Origin of the sequence: Pseudoalteromonas sp. Bsw20308 (assembly GCF_000310105.2) — a bacterium.
Lineage (GTDB): Bacteria > Pseudomonadota > Gammaproteobacteria > Enterobacterales > Alteromonadaceae > Pseudoalteromonas > Pseudoalteromonas fuliginea.
In genome coordinates this window covers 2,697,357-2,722,166 of the sequence record NZ_CP013138.1, presented here as the reverse complement: position 1 = coordinate 2,722,166, position 24,810 = coordinate 2,697,357, and the positions used below count along the sequence as shown (strand labels likewise).

Here is a 24,810-nt window from a genome sequence, read left to right as displayed (position 1 = left end):
TTAAGTTAGAGAAAGGTCAATATCAAATACGTTTGCAGCTTCTTCAGCAAATGATGATTGCTGCTCTTGCACGGTATCGATTAGGTTTAATGCGCCAGGATAAATAGTGACGTTAGTTACATCAGCGAGCATTTTTGATGTACGTACTTTTGTCCATGGGTATGCAAGCCCTAAAGAAAATACAATAGCCAACATATTAGTTAATAGTAAAACAGCGAAAGGAATTGGTTTTAGCTCTGATTTAAATGTAGCAACGCCTTCAAAATGGCTGTTATCAAAAATGTGATTTCTAATAGCGGCGTGCCATACAGCAGAAACAATGGCAATCATTAGTACATAGGCAATCATCATAAAGATAGGAAGCATAACCATAGCAGCGGAGTTTTCTAAATTTTGTTGATTTTCAACATCTATTAAGTTGAGGCCAAATAACCCTAAAATTCCCATAAAGAGCACCATGGTGATAGAGCTCACTACAAAACAAATAAGCGCTGTTAGGTAATAGGTTTCGCCTTTTAGGTTTACAGTAAGTGGTTTGTCACCGTAACTAATATTGCTATGGATATAGCTATCAATACGTTTTATAACATAAGGCATTAATAAATAAAGTGTAAATATGCTGGCGATAGGCAAAAGTATAAAGTTAATAAAGGCTTCGCCATAACTGCCTTTAAAAGCAAAGCGAACATTACGATGGCGGGTCATACGCAGATTAAAACGTAAACCTTGGTTAATAATCCATGGCATTAAAAAGATAAAACCAAGAGCAATAAACAGGCCTAAAATAGGCATAAAGCTAATAGAGAATGTGTAAATAAAAAATACAACAACCGCTAAAATCCGACCTTTTAAAATTTGTATTGGTGTTGCTAGGTAGTCAAAGCTATGACCATCTATACGAGTGTGGCCGTAAAAATAGCGATGCGTACGTACTTTAGCCCACGCTGAATATATGCCAAGCGTAATAACGCTAAGTAATATATTTACAATCCAAATTCCAAAAAACTCACCGCCTTTACCACTAAATTGCACTTTTCCGCTAAAAATTGGTTCAGCAGGCTCATTTATTGGTGGGCTTGTTTCAGAGAGGGTAGGGTGTATTGATTCCATTAAAATTATGTCCATATTTTTTTTGTTAATTTACCTATTTTTAGTGCAAAATTCAATGTTTATAATTATCTCACCCTTCTGTAAACAGCTATAAATAGGCGTTTTAAGTATTGAGTTAAATACTCTAATACTTTTTTATAAATAAACCTCGCTGGTTTTATTTATTTGGCTGGTAACTGGGAACTTTAGCTTTTTAATATGCGATTTAGCTACTATACATAGTTAATGCTGCTTAAATGTAATGGCATTAATTATGTATTAAGCACACCTACGTACAATTAAGCTAATTGATTTATATGCCAAAATAATAGATTGTAAGAGTAGTGAGGATGTAAATTTATTTAGGTTTTACAGCTTTTATCACCGCTTTAAATAACATTAGGATATTTATTATGTTTCAAGCAGTCGTGTTAGGGGGATTAGAGTTTAGCCCGCTGATTGTTTACTTCCCAATTGCGTTTATTTTAACAGCGCTGACTCGTTTTGTTTTGCATCAATTAGATTGGCATGACCGTATTTGGAAAGTGGCTTGGTTTGAAGTGTCACTATTTGTTTGTTACTTGGCACTGGCCGTCTATTTATACCAATTTGCTTAATTAAGTGAGCTATTTTGAGGTAAGAAAACCGTGTCGATAACAAGGCAAAAATTTCGTTATTTAGTTGTTCTATATCAGAAATTTTTAACACAGTTAGCGTCTGGTTTAAGCCCTCAAATTGCTCAAGTATTATTGCGGATTGGTATTACTAAGTGGAAGATAAATTGAATGATTAAATATCTGCGTATTACTTTTACTATCTTGGTTGTTATAGCTGCGGTTTTTGCTGGGCGTTGGGTATGGACTGACTACATGCATACTCCTTGGACGCGTGATGGGCGTATTCGAGCCGATATTGTCACGGTTGCTCCAGACGTGTCGGGCTGGGTAACTGTTTTAAATATTAAAGATGGTCAAAATGTACAAAAAGGCGAAGTACTTTTTAATGTTGATAAAAAGCGTTATCAAGCAGCGCTTGATAAAAGTAAAGCCAATACAGAAAATGCGCTATATACATGGGAACTTGCCAAGCACAAATACGAAAGACGTGTTGAGCTAAACACTCAACAGGCAATTAGTGAAGAAACGCTAGAATCAACTCGTATTAATACTAAAATTGCTGAAGCAAATTATAACTTAGCCAAGACAGAGCAAACAATTGCGCAGTTAAATGTTGATAGAACACAAGTACTTGCACCTGCATCGGGGCAAATAATTAATCTGAATTTACGCCAAGGCAACTATGTAGCTCAAGGCACACCTGTGTTTGCTATTGTTCAGTCCGATTCGTTTTATGTAACGGGTTACTTTGAAGAGAGTAAAATACCGCTTATTTATCCTGATCAAAAAGCTAAAATAGCCCTTCTAAGCGGTGGTAAGCAATTAACAGGGCATGTAGTGAGTGTAGGTAAAGCCATTGCAAATACGAATACACAAAGTAACGGTCAGCTTTTACCACAAGTACAACAAACATTTAATTGGGTACGTTTATCACAGCGTATACCTGTTGATATTAAGTTAGATTCATTGCCCGAAAATACACAGCTTAGCGCAGGGATGACCGCCACTATACATCTCGCTACGCGCTAAGGGGAATACAGTGGGCGTAGTATTACAAAATTTGTTTTTTCCTAAAAAACAGGCAATTATTTTTGCGACTAAGGGCGTTATAGCCATGGTGATGGCGCTCACTATTGCTATGTCGCTTAATCTTGAAAGGCCTTATTGGGCGTTAGTCTCGGCTATATTTTTGCAATTACGCCCGCAAAGCGGATTGGTTATTGAAAAAGCAATTTGTCAAATAATAGGCACCATAGTGGGCGGTTTATTTGGCATATTGCTTTTAACTCAGTTAATTCTCTACCCTTATTTAGCGCTCGGTGCACTGGCATTATGGTTGGGAGTAAACTCTGCGTTATCGGCAATGGTACGCCAAGCAAACTTTGTGTATGCGTTTGCTATGGCCGGTGTAACAGCCGCCATTATTGTGCTTTTAGTCATGGTTACTCCGGCAATGGTAAGCAGTCAAAGTATATTTGATATTGCACAAGCGCGAGTAAGCGAAATAATAATAGGGTCTGTATGTGCTGGGCTTGTGAGTCATCTATTTTGGCCTGTAAAGGTTAAACATTTACTGCAAACACAAGCGCGGTCGGTTATAAATCAAACGTTACATTATTTAGTTATTGAGCTTGATTCTAAGGGCTCGCACGAAAATCGCCATCAGCAAATAGATGGCATTATGGCAACATTGGGATCAATAAACGAAGATTCCAGCGCAGTAAGGTACGAAGGACCAAAAGGTCCAGGGCGCTCGCGTGCTGCAAATCAGTTGTCGCAAAAAGTACTTTCTTTATTGGCCTTAATTCAAATAATTGGCCGTCTACAGCGAAACCACGAAGATCTTATTACACCTACTTTAGATAAATTAATAAGTAAACTTAAGCAGGTATTTGCGCAAATTAAAGAGTCTGACGATTTTGATTACTGCGCCGAACAAGTTAAAACGCTGCGTAAAGAGCTAACCGACTATAGAGCAAATACGGTGTGTGATTCGCCATTTGAATCTCACATGCTCAATGTGAGCTTAGAAGTAGCAGCCGACTTAACAATTTTACTACGCGCATACAGAGCTTTAGAAGAGCGTGATAAAACATTATTAAATGCACCCAGTATGCTTACATATCGCGACCCATTAGCTGGCATAATTGTTGGATTTAGAACTGCTTTGGTGTTTTCTATCGGCGCATTTATTTGGATTAATACAGGCTCTTCTGCTGCATTATTAATTATGATTTTACCGGTCATATTTTCGATAATGTTGGCGAGAATACCGTTAGCTATTTTACAGGTGGTAATAAAGCGTTTATTGGTAGGCGTGGTGGTTGCTGCTATTGTAACTATTTTTTACGCACTCAATTTATTATCACAAAGTGGTGGGCAATTAGAAATATTACTACTTGTATTAGCAGGGCCTTATTTTCTGGGTTTACTGCTGCTAGCTGATCAACAAACATTGCCATATGGCTTGGGGTTTTGTATCCCATTTACGATTTTGGTAAGACCCAGTACCGATATGAGCCTTGCGTTTTCAATCGATTACACACTTAGCTCTGCAATGGCAATTTTTGCGGGGGTGAGTATTTTATTTTGGATTTTTCAGTTATTTACAGGTCCGAGTGTACAATTACTTGTTCATCGTGTTTTTAAGGCTACTTATAAAGATTTACTCGAAATAAATAACCATCCAACCCCAAGTATTTGGTATAACCGCCGCATGGCCGATAGGTTAATACGCTTAACTAATTACGATCAAGGTTCACACTCACGCGTTATTACAGACCTTGCACTAACCGCTCTAAACTTAGGGCATGCGTCGGTTCGATTAAACTCAATTTGTGAAAATTTGGCTGGTAATACAAAGCTAAAGTATTTAAATGAGTGGCAGCGTACATTAGCCGATGCATTTATGTTGGCAACCAAGGGCAAGTTTAATAATAAGTTTAAGCAAGCGTCAGATAATCTTTATGAGGAATTGGCTCAGACGGTTGACGATTCAAATCAATTAGAGGCAATAAAAGGCATGTTTATTCGAATTAATCTGACCTTCGAAAGAAGTGCGAGTAAGATAAATTAGCCCCATTCGCTGCTTTTCGAGTTCAGATGTTATAGCTAAATCTGTTATACTTGCTGGATAATTTTATGGGGCTGTTATGATTTCAAAAAACCAACTCAAACTTATTCGCCAACTTGGCCAAAAAAAGTACCGAAAGCAATATAATCAATACCTTGTACAGGGTGAGAAAAACGTACTTGAGTTATTAAACAGCCCATTAAATGTGGTTAATATTTTTGCTACAAACGAATTTATAAATGCGTACCAAGGTAAGTATCAGCACGCTAATTTTATTGAAGCTGATGAAGAAGTCCTCACCAAAGCCAGCACGCTAGTTAGCAATAATGCAGCCATTGCTATTGTTGATATGCCAAGGGCAGCTTTACCACAAGCAAGCGGCTTAATACTCGCACTTGATGGCGTATCAGACCCCGGTAACTTAGGCACAATAATTAGAGTAGCTGATTGGTACGGTATTAAACATATAGTAACTAGCACCGACAGCGCAGACCCTTACAACCCTAAAACAATTAGCGCTACAATGGGCTCGTTTGTAAGGGTATCGGTAAGCCAAGTAGATTTACCTGATTACTTACAGTCTTTAAATTTACCTGTTTACGGTGCTTTTTTAGATGGGCAAAGCGTGCATAAAACCCAATTTACGGGCTCAGGCGTTTTACTAATGGGCAGTGAGTCGCATGGAATACGCGAGACATGTGCAAAGTTAGTAACTAATAAAATCACCATTCCCGCTTTTGGCGGTGCAGAGTCGCTTAATGTGGCAATGGCGACCGGTATTATTTTAGATAATTTTAAACGACAAGCTTAACAATTTAACTGTTAATGAGTTAAATTGTTTGTAATCAATAACAATAATAATCGGTAATAACAATAAGATGCGCTTAAGCACTATTAAATTAGCGGGCTTTAAATCGTTTGTAGAGCCCACTAAAATTCCATTTCCTGATCAAATGACGTGTGTTGTTGGCCCCAATGGCTGTGGCAAATCTAACGTTATTGATGCAGTACGATGGGTGCTAGGTGAAAGCTCTGCTAAAAATCTGCGTGGCGACGCCATGACCGACGTTATTTTTAATGGCTCAACTAATCGTAAAGCCATATCACAAGCCTCTGTAGAGCTTGTTTTTGATAACGATAAAGGAAGTCCTTCAAACACATTTGCCGATCGAAACCAAATTGCTATTAAGCGTTTAGTAACGCGCGACGGACAGTCACTGTATTTTTTAAATGGCAGTAAATGCCGTAAGCGCGATATTACCGATATATTTTTAGGCACCGGTCTTGGTCCACGTAGTTACGCAATTATTGAGCAAGGGATGATCTCGCGCTTAATAGAGAGTAAACCACAAGAGCTGCGCGTATTTTTAGAAGAAGCCGCTGGCGTTTCTAAATACAAAGAGCGTCGCCGCGAAACACAAACTCGTATTAAAAGCACTCGCGAAAATCTTGAACGCTTGTTAGATGTGCGTAAAGAACTACAAAGCCAGCTCGATAAATTGGCTGTGCAGTCGGTTGATGCAAAAAAATACCGCGAATTAAAAGCACAAGAACGCATGCTAAAAGGGCAAATTGCGGTTTTAAAATGGCAAAAGTTACATCAGCAGCAACTTGAAAAAAGTGCCCAAATTAAAAAACTTAATGATCAAATTTCGTTTTTTAAAACCGCTAACTCAGGGCATGACGATGTACTTGCAAGCCTAGAAGGGCAAGTACAAGCCCAGCAAGATAAACTAAGCGATGCCCAGCATCAACAACATGTAATACACACAGAGCTTACTCGCGCTGAGCAACAACAAATAAACGTAAAACAACAAACTCAAACGCTTAAGCAAAATTTAATTAAATTACAGCAACGCCAAACACATAGCCTTGAAGTTAAAGCGCAGCAGCAAATTGTGTGCGAGCAACTCAACGAAGCCCTGCAAGAGGCAAGTGAAAATGCCTTAATATGTGAAGAGCAAGTTAGTGGGTTAACGCATGAACTTGAGGAATTATTAGCACTTAAGCAGCGCCACCATACTCATTGGCAAGCTTTGTGTGAGCAACAGCAACAACTTAATAATAATGTGCAACTACATGGTAGTCACATTAAACAAACTCAGCAGCAAATTGATCATGTTAACGAGCAAATTGATCAGTTAACTGTTCAGCTTAGCGAGCTACAAAGTAGTGATGTAGAGCAGCAATTAACGCAGCAAAAACAGCAAACACAAACCTTAACTCAAGAACTTGCCGCTAAACAAACAGCACATACGAAGTGCACTGCTAAGCTTGAAATGCAAAATGAGCTTGTTAATAACTCACAAACACAATATTCGACGCTCACTCAAACAATAAACGAGTTAAAAGCCAGTATAACGGGGCTTAAAAGTACATTAGGGCTTGATGAAAAAAGTGAACGTACTAATGGTTTGTTTAATCAGCTAAGTGTTAAAGAAGGCTTTGAGCTTCTAATAGAGCAAGCACTTAAATCTTTAGAGCATTTAAATGTAAGTGAGCAGAAAACTGATAACAGTGTGTGGCCAAATAGTGATAAAAGCATGCCAACAAATAGCTTAGCTACATATATAACAAGCGGTGTTTATCCAGAGCATTTAGCACGTATTGCTTATAGTGAAAGCGGTGATTTAGAAATACTAAAAGATAGTTTTTATACAGCCGTTATGGATAAAAACGGTGCTCTATATGGTCGTAATTGGCATGTAAGTGCCGAATGTAATGCAGAAAACTCATTACTGTTAAAGCATAAGCAATTGCAAGATAAAGCGCAGCAATTAAATAATACCGAGGAAGAGTTACAACAAGTAACACACACTCGTGACGAACATACAGCTGAGCAAATAAAGTTAGTTAACGAGCAAAGCGAGCTAAAAGAAGCGATACATGAGCTTGCGCAAAATATAGCGGTAGCCAGTACGCGCAGCGACATGCTTGTGCAGCAAGTAGCACAATTTAAGTTACAACTAGAAAAGCTACAACAACAAAAACAGCAATTAACCACTGCGCTTTTACAATTAAATACCGTGCTTGGTGAGCAAACTGCGAAATTTGAAGTGTTAAATGAGCAGCAACTCAACTTAGCGGATGAAGTAGACGCTGCAAATAGCTTGCGCTCACAAAGTGATAAAAGTTATAGCGAAGCATTAAGCATGCTTGAGCAATATAAAACACAAGCACATAAGGCAACGCTATCAGAGCAAAAGGCACGCAGTGAATGGCAGTTAAGCCAAACCAAATTGAGCCATGCAGAGCAAGAGCACGTTAGTGCATCTGAAGGTGCGCAAGAACTACTTAGTGAAATAGAAGAGCTGCTGATACCAGAGCAAGAACTTAGCGATAAAATTACGCAGCTCTTAGCACAGCATCAAAAAGGTGAGCAGGCATTAGTATTGCTACAAAAAGAATTAGCTCAGGCCAAAGAAAGCTTAAACACTAAGCAAGTAAGCCTTAAAAATTCACAAGGTGAGCTGGTGGGCTTGCAACAGCAGCACCAAAAGCTAACAATTGAAGAGCAAAGTTTACTGATAAAAGCACAAGCTGCGCTTGAACCATTAGAAGAGTTGAAACAAAGCTTAAAAGCGATACTTGATGAATTACCAGATTCATTAAATTTGAGCGCAGCGCAAAATCAGTTAACCGGATTTACTAATCAGTTAGATAAATTAGGTGCAGTAAACTTAGCGGCAATAGAAGAGTTTGATTTAGCCAAAGCTCGTAGTGATTATCTTGATAATCAATTAGATGATTTAACAAAAGCGTTAAATACCCTTGAAGGTGCTATTCGTAAAATTGATATTGAGACCAAAACACGCTTTAAAGCGACGTTCGATCAAGTTAACGAAGACTTTGCTGAGCTATTTCCTAAAGTTTTTGGTGGTGGCAGTGCGTATTTAGAATTAACCAGTGACGATTTACTCGAAAGTGGTGTTAGTATAATGGCACGACCACCGGGTAAGAAAAATTCAACAATTCACTTGTTAAGTGGTGGAGAAAAAGCGCTGACCGCATTATCATTAGTGTTTTCTATATTCAGGCTCAATCCAGCCCCATTTTGTATGCTGGACGAAGTAGATGCACCATTAGATGATGCTAATGTTGTTCGCTTTTGCCGTTTGGTTGAAGAAATGTCACAATCAGTACAGTTTATTTATATTAGCCATAATAAGATTGCGATGGAAATGGCGGGTAGATTAACAGGTGTAACTATGGCAGAACCTGGCGTATCGCGTATGGTTGCTGTAGATATAGAACAAGCAGTGCAACTTGCACATGTATAAATTTTTATAACAAGTATATTAGTTTCAATTAATATACAGGCTTTAGGCATATCAAATAAGAAAAGGTGAGGGGATGGCCGAACAATTAAGATGGGTTTTAATCATTATCAGTGTAGTTGTCATTGGTGGTTTATTAATACATGGATTGTGGTCTGTTAGAAAAAAAGACCGCCCAGAAGTGTTAAATAACGAACGGGTTGAACCATTGCAAGAAAGTGCACCAGCTTCATCTAAATCATTTCCTACAGAGGCAGAGCTAAAAGAGCCTGTGGTAGAAGAACGTGATGAACCACAATTCGGTGAGCTTAACTTTGATGAGAATGAGCCACAAATTGATACAAGCGTACCAGCAGTGCCCATTGAAGATGACCTAGAAGTAGCTGATGATCTAGAAGCAAAAGAGCAAAATGATGAAAAATCATCTGCGCAAATGCCTGACTTTGTTATTGTGCATATTCAAATGCCAGAAGGGCTTAGCATGCAGGGCAGTAAATTATTACCAGCCGTTAACACGTTAGGTTTTAAATATTCTGAGGAAGGCTTTTTTAATCGCCACTTAGATCCGGCAGGCCAAGGCCCTGTATTATTTAGATTAGTAAATATGTACAACCCAGGTACGTTTGATATTGATAATATGGAACAGTTTAGTACCGCAGGGGTTAGCTTATTTATGACATTGCCGTGCGACGGTGACGGCCTAGCAGCATTTAACATGTTGCACAGTGCAGCTAAAAAGTTAGCTGACGAGTTTGGTGCGCAAATTTTAGATGCAGAGCGAAATGAAATGACCGTAGAACGCGTCAGGCAGTATGTTGAGCAGGTCCGTTCTTTTTCAGCGTAAATAGCGCACATATTATATTTTTATAAGCCACTGGATGATTATTCATCAAAGTGGCTTTTTTTATGTTTATTGAGGTTTAAATGTCTAGCAGCATTAGTGAGCAAGTTAATCATCTTCGTACTACATTAGAGCAACACAATTATAACTATTATGTGCTTGATACCCCCAGTATTCCTGACTCTGAATACGATAGGTTATTACGCGAACTAAGCGCACTAGAAACCGAGCACCCTGAATCTTTAACCGCCGACTCCCCAACACAAAAAGTAGGCGGTGCAGCACTGAGTAAATTTGAGCAAGTAGCGCACCAAGTACCCATGCTTTCACTTGATAACGCCTTTAGTGAAGAAGAGTTCACTGCGTTTAATCGCCGTATAAAAGAGCGTTTAATGAGTACCGATGAGCTTACTTTTTGTTGTGAGCCAAAACTTGATGGTTTAGCTGTATCAATTATTTATCGTGATGGTGTACTTGTACAAGCGGCTACGCGAGGTGATGGTTTTACCGGTGAAAACATTACTCAGAATGTAAAAACAATTCGTAATGTACCACTTAAGTTACGTGGCGATTACCCAAAAGAGCTTGAAGTGCGCGGCGAAGTATTTATGAACAGCGCCGGCTTTGACAAACTAAATTCGGAAGCGCAAAAACGTGGAGACAAAGTATTCGTTAATCCGCGTAACGCAGCGGCAGGTAGCTTACGCCAACTCGACTCTAAAATTACCGCTAAACGCCCATTGATGTTTTATGCTTACAGTACTGGACTTGTTGCTGATGGCAGCATTCCAGAGGATCACTATCAGCAACTAGAAAAGCTGACTGACTGGGGGTTGCCACTGTGCCCAGAAACAAAATTAGTTGAAGGTCCAAAAGCCGCGCTTGAGTACTACAGCGATATTTTAACGCGCCGTAGCGAGCTTAAATATGAAATTGATGGCGTAGTAATCAAAATAAACCAAAAGGCCTTACAAGAGCGTTTAGGCTTTGTAGCACGTGCTCCTCGTTGGGCTATTGCTTATAAGTTTCCGGCGCAAGAAGAAATAACTCAATTACTTGATGTTGATTTTCAAGTTGGGCGCACAGGGGCAATTACGCCAGTTGCGCGTTTAGAGCCTGTTTTTGTCGGTGGTGTAACCGTATCAAATGCAACACTTCATAATAGCGATGAAATTGCACGTTTGGGTGTAAAAGTAGGCGACACGGTTATTATTCGTCGCGCAGGAGATGTAATCCCGCAAATAACACAAGTTGTACTTGAACGCCGTCCTGATGATGCTAGAGATATTGAATTTCCAGTGACTTGTCCGATTTGTGATTCGCATATTGAAAAAGTGGAAGGTGAAGCTGTAGCCCGTTGTACTGGCGGGCTTGTGTGTCCTGCACAACGCAAACAAGCGATAAAACACTTTGCTTCACGAAAAGCGCTAGACATAGATGGCCTTGGCGATAAGATTGTTGATCAACTTGTAGATAGAGAGCTTATAAAAACGCCCGCTGATTTATTCGTTTTAAAACAAGGGCATTTTGAATCACTTGAACGTATGGGACCTAAGTCAGCTAAAAACTTAGTATCAGCACTTGATGAAGCTAAAGGCACTACGCTCGCTAAGTTTTTATACTCACTAGGTATTCGTGAAGCGGGGGAAGCGACAGCACAAAATTTAGCTAATCACTTTTTAACCCTTGAAAATGTAATTAATGCCAGCATTGATAGTTTAACGCAGGTAAGTGATGTCGGTGAAATAGTTGCAGCGCATGTTCGCGGTTTTTTTGCTGAAGAGCATAATTTAGCGGTAGTAAACGCATTAATAGAGCAAGGCGTAAATTGGCCAGCGTTAAGTGCGCCTTCTGAGGAAGAGCAACCACTCGCAGGACTTACATATGTACTTACCGGCACGCTTAATACACTTAACCGTAATGATGCTAAAGCTCGCTTGCAGCAATTAGGTGCTAAAGTCTCGGGTAGCGTATCGGCTAAAACAGATGCGTTAGTCGCAGGTGAAAAAGCAGGTTCAAAACTAACTAAAGCGCAAGATTTAGGTATCGACATACTCACGGAAGATGAATTAATTGAGCTGCTTAAAAAGCATAATGGCTAGGAAAACGACAATGAGCCGATATGGGCCAGAATACTGGGATAAGTACGGAAGTTACCGAACTCCTATTGCATTTCATTTAAGTTTGCTGGTGCTTTTACGTGGCTATTTTATTTGGGTTATTGCGGCTTTAAGCCGCAGGCCTGAACTGGATTTAATGTCGTTATTTTTTAAAAATAAAAATGATTTTTTTATCGCAATAGCAATTGGAAGTATTGCAATAATACCGACTATTTTATTTTGTTTACGTCGGCCGCGAGACTCCCACAGTGCGAGCGACAGGTTAGCAAAAGTATGGCGACATATGCGCTGGCCTCTTATTTTATGTGCTGTTGTTGATTTAACATGGTTAAGTATTCAAGCCGCGTATAGCCATTATCGATTTTCATCATTTTTAGCAGTACAAATGATGATTGTTTTATGGGTATTGTGGTATTTGGTGAAAAGCCGCTATTTAACCGTTTTTTTTAATGATTGGCCTGAGCCGACAGAAAAAGCATCAGAAGAAAAAAAGCGACTTAAAAGGGATTAGTTATGGACGCTGTAAATAAAAAAATAGCGATAGCTATATCGTTAATAGGGTTAGTGCTTATTATTTTAATGATTAGCACTGAGCTTTTAGAATTTATGTGGTTTAAAGCGTTATTTGGTTTATGGGTATTTGTTTTTTGCTCAAGCGTTTATAGGCTAACGCCTCTATTTAAATCAAGAAACCGGTTAGAGGATTTTATTCAGCGAGACGCCCAACACTTATTACTTTTTAGTTTAATGGGTTTTTTTGATAAAAAGCACGGTCCAGATTGGTTAGTAATTGAGAGTATTGAACGCATAACGACGAAGGATGACGAGCTAATAATTTACAGTAATAACGAGCGCCAAATGAGTGTTAGCTTACCTGCAAAAAAAGCAGAACTAGATAGTTTTATTAAACGAATATTTACCGACTCAGAAAAACAAAATATTACCTTTAGCTAGGAAAATCACCTTAAAACTGAACAAGTTTTAGTTTTAAACGGTCAACACTCTTTAGCTGATCTTTAGTGTATTCAATAACGTAATAACTAACCGTACTTTTTATAATTTTATTAAGTACGGTTAATTAACTATTCAATGAGGTTATCATGTTGAAGTGGAATGATGTTATTAACTTTGCCACCAACGGCAATCCTACTCCAAGTAAAAAAGTAGTCAAAACGGACGAGCAGTGGCGGATGCAACTATCAGAAGATGAGTATTACATAACACGTAAAAAGGGAACCGAACGTCCAAGTAGTTCTGGTAGTTGCACATTATTGGAACCTGGTAAGTATGTGTGTATTTGCTGCGATAATTTATTGTTTGATGCAGATGAAAAGTTCGATAGTGGCACTGGTTGGCCGTCATTTACACAACCGGCGACAATTGAAGCAATTGGCTACGTAAGTGATACAAGTCATGGTATGGAGCGCATAGAGGTGGTTTGCAACGTGTGTGATTCACATTTAGGCCATATTTTCCCTGATGGCCCATTACCGACCGGTCTACGCTATTGCGTTAATGCGGCATCAATGAAAAAGCTTTAACTTCCAATATCTAAATTCATTTCTTTTGCTATGTGCAAAATTTTATCTAACCGCTGCGTCTGATCTGCTGGTAATTGAGTTTTGGTAAGTAAGGCGTAGCATTTTTTAGCAAGTTCAAGGTTAAATGAGCCATTGTGTTGCTTAGTGGAATCAAATAAACACTGCAATAAATTAAGCGCAATACTCTGATTACGAGGCATAACCCTAAATGCTTGCGTAAAAGCTTCAAGTGCAGTGTTTAACTGTCCTCTATTAAATTGAGTAACAGCATGGTTGTTGAGCTCCTTTGGCCCCATTTTAATATCGCGTCGCTCACTTTGCTGTTGCTGGATATAACGTAAGTAAGTTGTGTCGCTAACACTTGGATGGCGTTCACAGTGTCCAATAATTTGAGTGAAGAGAGTTTGCGCTTTTTGATGAAAGCCCAGCTCATGGAACGCTTTCGCTTTATCAAGTGCACCATCGACAGAGCGAATATGTGTATCATCATCTTCGAGTTGCTCAATGAGTTTTTTCGCTTTTTTATGCTCATCTTTTAAATAATGAAGCCGTGCGTTAAGCACATCAATTTGAGCTTGATTGGCATTGTTAGGAAACTGCTTTTTTAAATCGCTTATATATTGATTAGTTTGTCTAGATATTCTCTGTATTTGATCTGTTTGATCTGTTGTTAATGCAAAGTCGATACCGGCACGTGCAGCATTTAAATACACATCGGGGTGGTCATGTATTGAGTGCTTTGCAAAACTTGCAATGTCTTTTTGAGTTAAGTAGCTTTTTTCGTAGTCGTGATTAATTAATGACACATTACTTAGTGATTTTTGGCGTGAAATATTTCGCGGTGCAATGTCGGCTGCTTGGCTTAAAAAACTTTGCGCTAGTTCAAACTGATTAAGTTTTATTTCTAAACGGCCGAGTAAATCAAGCGCAACTAATCGAGTTTCTTGTCGTTCAAGCATCGTCTTTAGCATACGCTGAGCTAAAATATGTTCATTATTTGCTATAAGTGCTTCTACTAAACCTACTTTTGCCCAAGCAAATTTTTGTATATCGAGAACAGATTTAAAAAAGTCTTTTGCATTTTCGCTGCGATTTAAACGAAGAAGAGCATCACCTTTTAAACGCAGTAAGATAGGGCTATAACTATTGTTTTTTTTATTTAGAACGGTGTCGATGTATTTAATTGCTTTTGAATCGTTACCATCATCAATTAGAGTATAAACCGTTTGCAAATCGTGTTTGCGTCTTAAAATACGCTCAATACGTACTTGTAGTTCCTGAACGGTAAAAGGTTTCACTAAAAAATCATCAGGTTGTAACTCAAGAACACTATGAACTAGCGAGCCATTTGTTTCTGCAGATATAAAAATGAAGCCTGTAGAGCCTTTTATGAGGTGCTTAACACGTAACTCTTCGTAAAGTTGGTAGCCGTCTTGCTGTTTGCTTAAATTAAATGAACAAACGATCAAATCAAATTCTTCACTTAAACACTGCTCTTTTGCTGAATTTGCATGATCAGCGAAGTGCAATTGCTGAAAGCCAAGCCTTTCTAACGATTGTTTCATATAGCTTTGAGCAAGTGGTTGCTCCTCGACTATAAGTATTTTTGCTTTTGAATAAATCTTAGTTGGCATTGGCTTAACGGTTATTATGTTTAGTACTGACTATAATCAACACTTTAGCTGCTTACAAGAAAATTCAAATGATAGCAGTATTTATTAGGCATTTAACTTTTCCTAATACGTTTTTGCTAACTATGAAAGCAAGGATCTAAATAACATAATTAAATGATGAGTGTTTTGATATGAAAATTTATATTTTTAAAGAAACTATCGAATGGTATTTATGTGTGATGGTTGATTACTTGGCTTGATACCTGTGACCCTCGCCATGATTTGTAAAGAGTGGCGATGCTCTTTTTCTTACGGCTAAGTTAATTACATACGACGTATACCAACCTACATAAATCTTTGATCAATTTAACGAATTAAATTGCACTATAACGTCGTTAAAAATTTTTTATTTAGAACAACTAGATATAAAAATTTTTGCCTAGTTCTAGCGTAATTTTCTTAACGTTAAATAGACCCCATATATAAGCAGATTGGTATTATATATTGAGTTTTTATGAAGTTATTAAATGTATTTAATATGGGAAGAAAGAGTTATTACTAGAGAAGTTATTATTAAAGGAGTTATCTAATGGTACTTATATGTGATAGTTGATTACTTGGCTTGATACCTGTGACCCTCGCCATTATTTGTAAAGGGTGGCGATGCTCTTTTTCTTACGGCTAAGTTAATTACATACGACTTATATATTGAGTTTTTATAAAGTTCTTAAATGTATTTAATATGGGAAGAAAGAGTTTGACGTGGTCAACTAAATTCAGTCACCCTAGTTAAGAAACCATATCTAATGTTTCGATTCGTTCTTCAAAGTCATTTGGGCTTTGATAATTTAAGTACGAATGTAAGCGACGACTGTTGTACCACATACAGATGTAATTCATTACATCCTGTTGAGCCTCATAACGCGTTGGGTAGTTTTTCCAATGCACGCGCTCTTGCTTCAAACTACCGAAGAAGCTTTCTGCAACAGCATTATCCCAGCAACAGCCTTTCTTACTCATGCTACCAATGAAGTCATTTGACTTGAGCAATTTACGATATTGGTGGCTTGCATATTGAACCCCTTGATCTGAATGGATAATTAACCCTGTTTTGGGCTGGCGTTGCCACATCGCCATAGTCAGTGCGTCACAGACAAGCTGCGCTTTCATTCGTGAGCCCATGCTCCAACCAACGACTTTGCGCGAATATAAATCAATCACTACCGCCAGATACAACCAACCTTCTGCAGTCCAAACATAAGTGATATCTTGTACCCAGGCTTGATCAGCTGCTTCAACGTTGAAGTTTTGCTCAAGTACATTGGGATAAATAGGCTTATTATGCTCACTATTCGTTGTCACTTTGTATCTCTTTTTATAACGCACCCAGACATTTGCCTCTTTCATTAGCTGTGCTGTTTTGTAACGACTCACCGGAAAACCGAGTGCATTTAAGACTTTCTGAATACGCCTTTCACCGTAAGTATTATCACTGAAGTGCGCTATGTCCTTGACACAATCAATCATTTCTTGATGTGTTGGATCCTCTGATTTAGTTGAGAATCGCTTTTGATAACTATAGTAATTGTTACTTTTTACACCCAGTATTCGGCACATTGTCGCCACAGGCCAGGTCTTCTTGTATTGGGTTATGAACGAATATTTCACTTCGTTTCTTTGGCAAAGAAGACCGTCGCTTTTTTTAATATTTCACGCTCCATTTCTAGGCGTTTCACTTGCGCTTTTAGCTCTCTGATCTCTTCTTGCTCAGGGGTTAAATTACCGTTCCCTCTAAAAGCATGCCCATTATCATTTTCAGCTTCTTTTATCCAGCGACCAAGCATGTTGGGATGGTAATCCCCCCTAAATTTCTAGAGGCTTCTGCTTGTGAGTCGTTTTGCTCAACAACTAATGCGATAGCATCAAGTTTAAATTCTTTGGAATACTTTTTACGTTTTGTCATTATCGATCTCCAGTTAAGTTGATTATCTCTTAACTGGGGTAGTCGAATCCATTAAACCACGTCAGTTATTACTAGAGAAGTTATTATTAAAGTAGTTATCTAATGGTACTTATATGTGATAGTTGATTACTTGGCTTGATACCTGTGACCCTCGCCATTATTTGTAAAGGGTGGCGATGCTCTTTTTCTTACGGCTAAGTTAATTACATACGACTTATATATTGAGTTTTTATAAAGTTCGTAAATGTGTTTAATATGAGAAGGAAGAGTTATTACTAGAGAAGTTGTTTAATGGTATTTATATGTGGTGGGTGATACTGGACTTGAACCAGTGACCCTCGCCTTGTAAGGGCGATGCTCTCCCAACTGAGCTAATCACCCACATATAATAGGTATGCCTGTTATTTAATTCTTTATTATCAATTAACCGCTTGATGTAATTTGGTGGGTGATACTGGACTTGAACCAGTGACCCTCGCCTTGTAAGGGCGATGCTCTCCCAACTGAGCTAATCACCCAAATTACATTTTAATATGCACCATTCTAGGAATGGTGGGTCGTACTGGACTTGAACCAGTGACCCTCGCCTTGTAAGGGCGATGCTCTCCCAACTGAGCTAACGACCCATATTAAATTTTAAAACGCGACTATTGATATAATAATAGGTTTATATGTGGTGGGTGATACTGGACTTGAACCAGTGACCCTCGCCTTGTAAGGGCGATGCTCTCCCAACTGAGCTAATCACCCACATATAAATTAAAACGCTACTATTAAAATAAATAGTACTGGACTTTAACCAGTGAACCTCGCCGTTACTTGTAAATAGCGGTGATGCTCTCTTTTTTCTAACTGAGCTAACGACCCATTTAGATTTTTTTGTAATATGCACCATTTAAAAAATGGTGGGTCGTACTGGACTTGAACCAGTGACCCTCGCCTTGTAAGGGCGATGCTCTCCCAACTGAGCTAACGACCCATATTACATGCTACTACCTAGATAGTACTGGACTTTAACCAGTGAACTTCGCCATCTTTTATAAAGGCGGTGATGCTCTCTTTTCTTGTAACTGAGCTAACGACCCATATTACAATTTTAAAACACGACTATTAATATAGTAATAGGTTTTATATGTGGTGGGTGATACTGGACTTGAACCAGTGACCCTCGCCTTGTAAGGGCGATGCTCTCCCAACTGAGCTAATCACCCACATATAAATTAAAACGCTACTATTAAATAAATAGTACTGGACTTTAACCAGTGAACTTTGCCGTTACTTGTAAGTAGCGGTAATGCTCTCTATTTTCTAACTGAGCTTATGACCCATTTAGAATTTAGATGTGAACACTTTAACTAAAAAGTGGTGGGTGATACTGGACTTGAACCAGTGACCCTCGCCTTGTAAGGGCGATGCTCTCCCAACTGAGCTAATCACCCACATCTAAACAACATTGCATTGCTGCGTTGTTGTGGGGCGCTATTATAGATAGAGTTGAAAATGTGTCAACACTTGAATGATAAAAATGTACTGAACGAAGGTTTTATAAACAATAGGATATGGTTGAAGTCTATTTTATCATCAAATTTAAGGTTGCAGTTCAATTAAACACCTAAAAGTGAGCAGGGAATTGTAGTTCTATTAATCTTAAATTTAGTTTTACGATACTCATTGTTTTTTATTGGAGTCGTTTTTATGACTATGAACAAGATGAATTAGCATTAGGGCAAGTTATTTAGAGAGTAGAGCTGACTTTTAAAAATGAATTTAATTTAAACTTCCCAAAACAAATGATATTTACAGCATCCTAAACCCTATTTTTATTTTTGTACTTGCTTTATTTTTATAAGCCAACCTAGCCAATTCGTAAATATCCATTCTTCACTATTAGCCCTTCGGGTTAAAACTAAATAGATCACATATAACTAGGGCGTGTTGACCTTTGTGGATTGAAATTTGTTCAATCTAGGGACGATTAAATCGCGGCGCGAGGTTTGTAACCTAGTGGGCTCGGTAACTGCTCCTGCGTTACCCTAATGGCTTACATCCATGTAAGAATAAGTAAAAACCGAGCAAAGCTTCCGCGTCCTGCTCACGCCCCTTACCTACATCCATGTAGGCAACAAAGAGTTGTTCGTCCCTAGAAAGAATCCAAAGGGCAGCGCATGTTTGGTATTTATGCGGCGTTATCGCCTATTCATGGGGAATAACCACACTACATAGGCTCTGCCTTGCCTAAAAACCAAACATACTACTGCAAATTCACCCACCAAAGATCAACACGCCCTGAAGTTTTGTACATAGAATTACGAAACTGCAATGCTCTTTAAAAAATGTTCTTCAAACAATAATCGAGTTTTTAGTACGAGTGACGCTGGTTAATAAGCAAGTAAAGGCTGCGGGTACTCTCAAATCCACATTTAAGTTTTGGTTATTATAAGCAATTGTAACTTTTAAAAGATTAAGGCGATTGGCGGGGCCTTAATTGGTAGTTTTTAGATAAGTTCAATTTGCATATAAATGTATACCTTTGCTTTGATGCAATTTTGTTGCATTAAATAGGGGAGTAGGGTGTTGTTAAGTATTCGCTGCGATATAGTGATGTTATTATAAGCAGTAGGGCTAGAATCTTATTCAAATTGTATTTTTTAGCACGCTTGATAGCCAGTTTGTTGAAAATTAAACCATTTAAATAAAGCTAGGTAAAAAACTGTTGACTTTATTTTGGGTGGTGCATAGAATGCGCCCCGCACTAAGAGATACACGATGTGTTTATCACGACGGGTATTGATTAAGTTGGGGCCATAGCTCAGCTGGGAGAGCGCTTCGCTGGCAGTGAAGAGGTCTGCGGTTCGATCCCGCATGGCTCCACCAAAAATTAGTGTTTTGTCCTAGGGTAGCAGTTTTCTGTGTCCCCATCGTCTAGAGGCCTAGGACACCGCCCTTTCACGGCGGTAACAGGGGTTCGAATCCCCTTGGGGACGCCACTTAACTTTTATTAGTTAAAGGCGGTTTTACCGAGAAAATAGCGTCACAATTAAAGCTCGAGTCTTTACTTGTATTAAACGCAATTACCTTAAAGCTCATGATGTGAGTTAAACTTATCAACTGTCCTAGTGACACATTTATGTGTCCCCATCGTCTAGAGGCCTAGGACACCGCCCTTTCACGGCGGTAACAGGGGTTCGAATCCCCTTGGGGACGCCACTTACTATTTTTATAGTGGGTAAAGTGTTATCAAGAAAGCTCGCCTGAAACGAGTCTAAAAATTCAGTTGTCCTAGTGACACATTTATGTGTCCCCATCGTCTAGAGGCCTAGGACACCGCCCTTTCACGGCGGTAACAGGGGTTCGAATCCCCTTGGGGACGCCACTTACTATTTTTATAGTGGGTGAAGTGTTATTAAGAAAGCTCGCCTGAAACGAGTCTAAAAATTCAGTTATCCTAGTGACACATTTATGTGTCCCCATCGTCTAGAGGCCTAGGACACCGCCCTTTCACGGCGGTAACAGGGGTTCGAATCCCCTTGGGGACGCCACTTACTATTTTTATAGTGGGTGAAGTGCTATTAAAAAAGCTCGCCTGAAACGAGTCTAAAAATTCAGTTGTCCTAGTGACACATTTATGTGTCCCCATCGTCTAGAGGCCTAGGACACCGCCCTTTCACGGCGGTAACAGGGGTTCGAATCCCCTTGGGGACGCCACTTACTATTTTAAGTATTGTTTAAAGCAGTGTGACACCGCACTCTCTATGCACGACGTTATCAAGAGTACTAATCTCTTGGGGACGCCACTTACTTATTTTTATAGTGGGTGAAGTGTTATTAAGAAAGCTCGCCTGAAACGAGTCTAAAAATTCAGTTGTCCTAGTGACACATTTATGTGTCCCCATCGTCTAGAGGCCTAGGACACCGCCCTTTCACGGCGGTAACAGGGGTTCGAATCCCCTTGGGGACGCCACTTACTTATTTAAGTATTGTATAAAGCAGTGTGACACCGCACTCTCTATTCACGACGTTATCAAGAGTACTAATCTCTTGGGGGCGCAACTTGCTTATTTTTAATAGGAAAGTGTAGTGTTATTAAGAAAGCTCGCCTGAAACGAGTCTAAAAATTCAGTTGTCCTAGTGACACATTTATGTGTCCCCATCGTCTAGAGGCCTAGGACACCGCCCTTTCACGGCGGTAACAGGGGTTCGAATCCCCTTGGGGACGCCACTTACTATTTTAAGTATCGTGTAAAGCAGTGTGACACCGCACTCTATATGCACGACGTTATCAAGAGTACGAATCTCTTGGGGGTTCCTCTTACTTATTTTAAGTATTGTATAAAGCAGTGTTACATAACACTCTATATGCACGATGTTATTAAGAGCATCAATCTCTTAGCTATGTCATTTACTACTTAGATAGGGAAGTGCAGTGTTATTAGAATAAAACCCCAAATTTATACCCTCATTTCAAGCTTCATTTTTATATAAATCTATTTACACTCTGTTACAGAACCAAACCAATAATCGCTCCATATTCCTTGTTGTACTTTTAATTAGTCTTTAAACTCATTGAGTTAATTTAAATATGGACTAAAAAATGAAACTCACAAAAATCGCACTCGCTGTTTTACTTGCATCAGGGTTAACTGCATGTAATAGCTCAACTCAAGCTGTTGATAAAAACATTGTTACAGAAACATCAATTCCTGGCGTTACACTTATTGAATCAGTGAAATCTAATGCAGGTGAAATCAACATACCGTATAAAAAATACAAACTAGATAACGGTTTAACTGTAATTGTGCATGAGGATCATTCAGATCCATTAGTGCATGTAGATGTAACGTATCATGTTGGTTCTGCTCGTGAAGAGTTGGGTAAATCAGGCTTTGCTCACTTTTTTGAGCATATGATGTTTCAAGGCTCAGAAAACGTTGCTGATGAAGAGCATTTCAAAATAATCTCTGAAGCAGGCGGTACTTTAGATGGTACTACTAACTCAGATAGAACAAATTATTTTGAAACAGTACCTGTAAATCAATTAGAAAAGATGTTGTGGCTAGAAGCTGATCGAATGGGCTTTTTACTCGATACTGTAACCCAAGAAAAATTTGAAGTACAACGCGAAACAGTAAAAAATGAACGCGGCCAACGTGTTGATAATCGTCCCTATGGTCGCTTAGGTGAGCGTATTGCTCAAGCAATGTACCCAGATGGTCATCCATATTCATGGCCTGTACTTGGTTTCATGGATGATTTAAATCGCGTAAACGTGAATGACTTAAAAGCATTTTTTTTAAAGTGGTATGGTCCTAATAATGCAACGCTTACCATTGGCGGTGACATCAACGCTAATGAAATACTGCCATTAGTTACTAAATACTTTGCGCCAATCCCAAAAGGCCCTGAAATACCTAAAGTTGAAAAAACAGCGGTAACACTAAATGCTGATAGATATATTTCAATGGAAGATAAGGTACATTTACCTTTATTAAGTATTAGCTTCCCAACGACTTATGCTCGCTCTGAAGATGAAGCGCCTCTTGATATACTTGCAGAAATATTAGGTGGTGGTAATAATTCACTACTATACAAAAACCTAGTTAAAAACCAGCTTGCAGTTCAAGCAGGAGTGAGTCATCCATGCCAAGAGCTTGCATGTTCAATTAATTTTTATGCTTTACCTAATCCTACAGCAGGAAAAACGTTAGCTGATATGGAAAAAATCATTCGTGATTCATTTGTTGAATTTGAAGAGCGTGGTGTTACACAAGATGATTTAGATAAAGTAAAAGCTAAAATAGAGTCAGGTGCAATTTTTGGTCTGCAAAGCGTATCAGGAAAAGTCTCTCAACTAGCCGCATCTGAAACGTTTACAGGTAACCCTAACTCAGCTAAAGATGAGATTGCACGTTATAACAAAGTTACAAAAGCAGATGTTATGCGTGTTTTTAATCAATATATTAAAGGTAAATCTGCCGTTATTATGAGTGTTGTGCCAGAAGGTCAAACTCAACTTATAGCTGCCCCAGACAACTTTACTCCTAAAGCGCATGATTTTGGAGGTCCATCTACAACTTCAGCTGATGATTTAGTGGCACGAAGAGCTGTTGATACATTTGATCGAAGTGTTCACCCTGTAGCCGGCGCAAATCCTGCTGTTGATGTTCCTTCTCTTTGGCAAACTAAGACCGAAAACGGTATTAAAATATTAGGTACGCAAAGTACAGAAACGCCAACCACCGCTATTTTCATTAAAGTTCCGGGTGGCTTGTATAATGAGCAAGCGAGTAAAGTGGGTTTATCGTCAATGACTGCATCGTTAATGAGCGAGTCAACGCAAAACTACACTACAGAGAAAATGAGTAACGCGCTTGAAAAACTAGGTAGCCAGGTAAGTATCTACTCAGATAAAACACATACAAATGTGTATGTTTCTAGCTTAACCAAAAATGTAGATGCAACGCTAAAGCTTGTTGAAGAGAAGTTATTTAAACCAGCATTTAATGCCGATGACTTTGAGCGTAATAAAAAGCAAATTATTCAAAATATTCAACATTCAATGAAGGATGCAGGGTATTTAGCATCTAATACATACAGCAAATTACTATATGGCGACAATATAGCTGCACTTCCAAGTACTGGAACGCTTAATAGTATTGAGGCTATTACATTAGATGACGTTAAAGCTTTTTATAACGCAAACTTTAAACCAGAGGGCGCGCAAGTCATTATTGTTTCTGATTTAAAAGAGTCAACAATTGAGCCAAAGGTTAAAGCTACACTTGCAAGCTGGCAAGGTAAATCGAGCCCAATTACCGTTGATTTCAGCGAACCTAAAGTCGAAACTAATGTCATTTATCTTGTAGATAAACCAGATGCCCCTCAATCAGAAATTCGTATTGGTAAACGCGATATGGTTGAAGACATTACAGGTGAGTTTTTTAAAGCTAACTTAATGAACTTTGCATTTGGTGGCACGTTTAACAGCCGTATCAATCTAAATTTACGAGAAGATAAAGGCTACACTTACGGTGCTCGCTCTCGTTTTTGGGGTGATAAAACATCAGGTGGCTTTACCGCTTCTGCAGCGGTGAGAGCCGACTCAACTGCAGCGTCTATTACAGAGTTTACTAATGAGCTTAATAACTATGCTCAAAACGGTGTCACTGACGAAGAGCTTATGTTTATGCGTAAAGCGATCAATCAAAAAGATGCGCTTAAATACGAAACGCCTAATGCAAAACTTGGCTTTTTAGCACAAATATTAGAGTTCGATTTAAAACCTAGCTTTGTAAAAGAAAGAAATGAGATTGTTAGCAATATTAGCAAAGAAGAAGTTAACGCCTTAGCTAAAAAACACTTAAACACTAAAGATATGATTTATTTAGTAGTGGGTGATGCTAAAACACTTCGCCCAGAGCTTGAAAAATTAGGCATGAAGGTTGTTGATTACAGCCTTTAATATTTAAATAAATAATTAGAATTACAAAGCAGCTTTTTTAGCTGCTTTTTTTTGCCTGATTTTAGAGTGTTGAATTTTTTGAAAAATAGATAATGAGGAACAACTACAGCGTCTTTTCTCCTGCTACGAAATATAACTTCTTAGCTTAAACCTTCAAAGGGCATCACATTTCTAGCTTGTTTATTCAGTACTTATAAAGATTCAATTTGGTAGCATA

General features: G+C 38.7%; 13 protein-coding genes, 15 tRNA genes and 1 pseudogene. 19 read left to right on the top strand and 10 right to left on the bottom strand.

Features of this window, described 5'->3' with window-relative positions; all coding sequences use genetic code 11:
• Positions 1-1,110, bottom strand: a complete 1,110-nt coding sequence (locus D172_RS11840; protein ID WP_007378097.1) for a YjgN family protein — start codon at positions 1,108-1,110, stop codon at positions 1-3.
• Between the two features lie 392 nt (positions 1,111-1,502).
• Between D172_RS11840 and D172_RS11835 the strand changes: the two genes are divergently transcribed.
• From D172_RS11835 to msrB, 10 genes are all read left to right on the top strand, one after another.
• On the top strand, positions 1,503-1,706 hold the full coding sequence (locus tag D172_RS11835) for a DUF1656 domain-containing protein (RefSeq protein WP_007378096.1): 204 nt from the start codon (positions 1,503-1,505) through the stop codon (positions 1,704-1,706).
• Between the two features lie 168 nt (positions 1,707-1,874).
• The gene (locus D172_RS11830) at positions 1,875-2,735 is read left to right on the top strand and encodes an HlyD family secretion protein (RefSeq protein WP_007378095.1); all 861 of its coding nucleotides are present in this window, start codon (positions 1,875-1,877) and stop codon (positions 2,733-2,735) included.
• Positions 2,736-2,745: 10 nt separating this feature from the next.
• Positions 2,746-4,782 carry an FUSC family protein gene (locus D172_RS11825; protein WP_007378094.1) on the top strand — a complete coding sequence of 679 codons (2,037 nt, stop codon included), beginning with the start codon at positions 2,746-2,748 and terminating at the stop codon, positions 4,780-4,782.
• 76 nt (positions 4,783-4,858) lie between these two features.
• Positions 4,859-5,590 (top strand): RNA methyltransferase, encoded by a 732-nt coding sequence (locus D172_RS11820; RefSeq protein ID WP_007378093.1) that lies wholly within the window; start codon positions 4,859-4,861, stop codon positions 5,588-5,590.
• Positions 5,591-5,657: 67 nt separating this feature from the next.
• Entirely contained in the window at positions 5,658-9,059 is a 3,402-nt protein-coding gene (locus D172_RS11815; RefSeq protein WP_007378092.1) for a chromosome segregation SMC family protein, read from the top strand.
• Between the two features lie 73 nt (positions 9,060-9,132).
• Positions 9,133-9,900 carry a cell division protein ZipA gene (zipA, locus tag D172_RS11810; protein ID WP_007378091.1) on the top strand — a complete coding sequence of 256 codons (768 nt, stop codon included), beginning with the start codon at positions 9,133-9,135 and terminating at the stop codon, positions 9,898-9,900.
• Between the two features lie 80 nt (positions 9,901-9,980).
• The gene (ligA, locus tag D172_RS11805; protein WP_007378090.1) at positions 9,981-11,999 is read left to right on the top strand and encodes an NAD-dependent DNA ligase LigA; all 2,019 of its coding nucleotides are present in this window, start codon (positions 9,981-9,983) and stop codon (positions 11,997-11,999) included.
• 10 nt (positions 12,000-12,009) lie between these two features.
• Positions 12,010-12,528, top strand: coding sequence for a DUF2919 domain-containing protein (locus tag D172_RS11800; RefSeq protein ID WP_007378089.1), 519 nt, complete (start codon positions 12,010-12,012; stop codon positions 12,526-12,528).
• A 2-nt stretch (positions 12,529-12,530) separates the two neighbouring features.
• Positions 12,531-12,971 (top strand): hypothetical protein, encoded by a 441-nt coding sequence (locus D172_RS11795; RefSeq protein WP_007378088.1) that lies wholly within the window; start codon positions 12,531-12,533, stop codon positions 12,969-12,971.
• A 146-nt stretch (positions 12,972-13,117) separates the two neighbouring features.
• Complete coding sequence (msrB, locus tag D172_RS11790; protein WP_007378087.1) at positions 13,118-13,558, top strand: peptide-methionine (R)-S-oxide reductase MsrB; 441 nt, start codon at positions 13,118-13,120, stop codon at positions 13,556-13,558.
• On the opposite strand, the gene D172_RS11785 is transcribed toward msrB, so the two are convergent.
• The 9 genes and pseudogenes from D172_RS11785 to D172_RS11740 all read right to left on the bottom strand — a co-directional run bounded on the left by D172_RS11785 (position 13,555) and on the right by D172_RS11740 (position 18,573).
• Positions 13,555-15,192: a response regulator gene (locus tag D172_RS11785; RefSeq protein WP_007378086.1), complete on the bottom strand. Its 1,638-nt coding sequence runs from the start codon at positions 15,190-15,192 to the stop codon at positions 13,555-13,557. The two genes, msrB and D172_RS11785, sit on opposite strands and share 4 nt — an antisense overlap.
• Positions 15,193-15,960: 768 nt before the next feature.
• Positions 15,961-17,134 (bottom strand): annotated as a pseudogene (locus D172_RS11780) (IS3 family transposase).
• A 305-nt stretch (positions 17,135-17,439) separates the two neighbouring features.
• A tRNA-Val gene (locus D172_RS11770) sits at positions 17,440-17,515 on the bottom strand.
• Between the two features lie 61 nt (positions 17,516-17,576).
• Positions 17,577-17,652: transfer RNA gene (locus tag D172_RS11765), tRNA-Val, on the bottom strand.
• Between the two features lie 32 nt (positions 17,653-17,684).
• Positions 17,685-17,760 (bottom strand) — tRNA-Val (locus D172_RS11760).
• A gap of 48 nt (positions 17,761-17,808) precedes the next feature.
• A tRNA-Val gene (locus D172_RS11755) sits at positions 17,809-17,884 on the bottom strand.
• Positions 17,885-18,037: 153 nt separating this feature from the next.
• Positions 18,038-18,113 (bottom strand) — tRNA-Val (locus D172_RS11750).
• Positions 18,114-18,269: 156 nt separating this feature from the next.
• A tRNA-Val gene (locus tag D172_RS11745) sits at positions 18,270-18,345 on the bottom strand.
• Positions 18,346-18,497: 152 nt separating this feature from the next.
• A tRNA-Val gene (locus D172_RS11740) sits at positions 18,498-18,573 on the bottom strand.
• A 1,359-nt stretch (positions 18,574-19,932) separates the two neighbouring features.
• Here D172_RS11740 and D172_RS11735 point away from each other — a divergent pair.
• The 9 genes from D172_RS11735 to D172_RS11695 all read left to right on the top strand — a co-directional run bounded on the left by D172_RS11735 (position 19,933) and on the right by D172_RS11695 (position 24,593).
• A tRNA-Ala gene (locus tag D172_RS11735) sits at positions 19,933-20,008 on the top strand.
• A gap of 37 nt (positions 20,009-20,045) precedes the next feature.
• Positions 20,046-20,121: transfer RNA gene (locus D172_RS11730), tRNA-Glu, on the top strand.
• Between the two features lie 144 nt (positions 20,122-20,265).
• Positions 20,266-20,341, top strand: a tRNA-Glu gene (locus tag D172_RS11725).
• 90 nt (positions 20,342-20,431) lie between these two features.
• Positions 20,432-20,507, top strand: a tRNA-Glu gene (locus tag D172_RS11720).
• 90 nt (positions 20,508-20,597) lie between these two features.
• Positions 20,598-20,673, top strand: a tRNA-Glu gene (locus D172_RS11715).
• A 90-nt stretch (positions 20,674-20,763) separates the two neighbouring features.
• Positions 20,764-20,839, top strand: a tRNA-Glu gene (locus D172_RS11710).
• A gap of 180 nt (positions 20,840-21,019) precedes the next feature.
• A tRNA-Glu gene (locus tag D172_RS11705) sits at positions 21,020-21,095 on the top strand.
• Between the two features lie 182 nt (positions 21,096-21,277).
• Positions 21,278-21,353: transfer RNA gene (locus D172_RS11700), tRNA-Glu, on the top strand.
• A gap of 372 nt (positions 21,354-21,725) precedes the next feature.
• A complete protein-coding gene (locus tag D172_RS11695) occupies positions 21,726-24,593 on the top strand; it encodes a M16 family metallopeptidase (protein WP_007378597.1) in 2,868 nt (955 codons plus the stop codon).
• Positions 24,594-24,810: the final 217 nt, after the last annotated feature.

Excerpts from the sequence above, each read along its gene's own strand:
- D172_RS11695 (WP_007378597.1), top strand. The coding sequence starts at position 21,726 with ATGAAACTCACAAAAATCGCACTCGCTGTTTTACTTGCATCAGGGTTA.
- D172_RS11795 (WP_007378088.1), top strand. The coding sequence starts at position 12,531 with ATGGACGCTGTAAATAAAAAAATAGCGATAGCTATATCGTTAATAGGG.
- D172_RS11830 (WP_007378095.1), top strand. The coding sequence starts at position 1,875 with ATGATTAAATATCTGCGTATTACTTTTACTATCTTGGTTGTTATAGCT.
- D172_RS11785 (WP_007378086.1), bottom strand. The coding sequence starts at position 15,192 with ATGCCAACTAAGATTTATTCAAAAGCAAAAATACTTATAGTCGAGGAG.
- D172_RS11835 (WP_007378096.1), top strand. The coding sequence starts at position 1,503 with ATGTTTCAAGCAGTCGTGTTAGGGGGATTAGAGTTTAGCCCGCTGATT.
- D172_RS11840 (WP_007378097.1), bottom strand. The coding sequence starts at position 1,110 with ATGGAATCAATACACCCTACCCTCTCTGAAACAAGCCCACCAATAAAT.
- D172_RS11800 (WP_007378089.1), top strand. The coding sequence starts at position 12,010 with ATGAGCCGATATGGGCCAGAATACTGGGATAAGTACGGAAGTTACCGA.
- zipA (WP_007378091.1), top strand. The coding sequence starts at position 9,133 with ATGGCCGAACAATTAAGATGGGTTTTAATCATTATCAGTGTAGTTGTC.
- D172_RS11815 (WP_007378092.1), top strand. The coding sequence starts at position 5,658 with ATGCGCTTAAGCACTATTAAATTAGCGGGCTTTAAATCGTTTGTAGAG.
- D172_RS11820 (WP_007378093.1), top strand. The coding sequence starts at position 4,859 with ATGATTTCAAAAAACCAACTCAAACTTATTCGCCAACTTGGCCAAAAA.
- ligA (WP_007378090.1), top strand. The coding sequence starts at position 9,981 with ATGTCTAGCAGCATTAGTGAGCAAGTTAATCATCTTCGTACTACATTA.
- msrB (WP_007378087.1), top strand. The coding sequence starts at position 13,118 with ATGTTGAAGTGGAATGATGTTATTAACTTTGCCACCAACGGCAATCCT.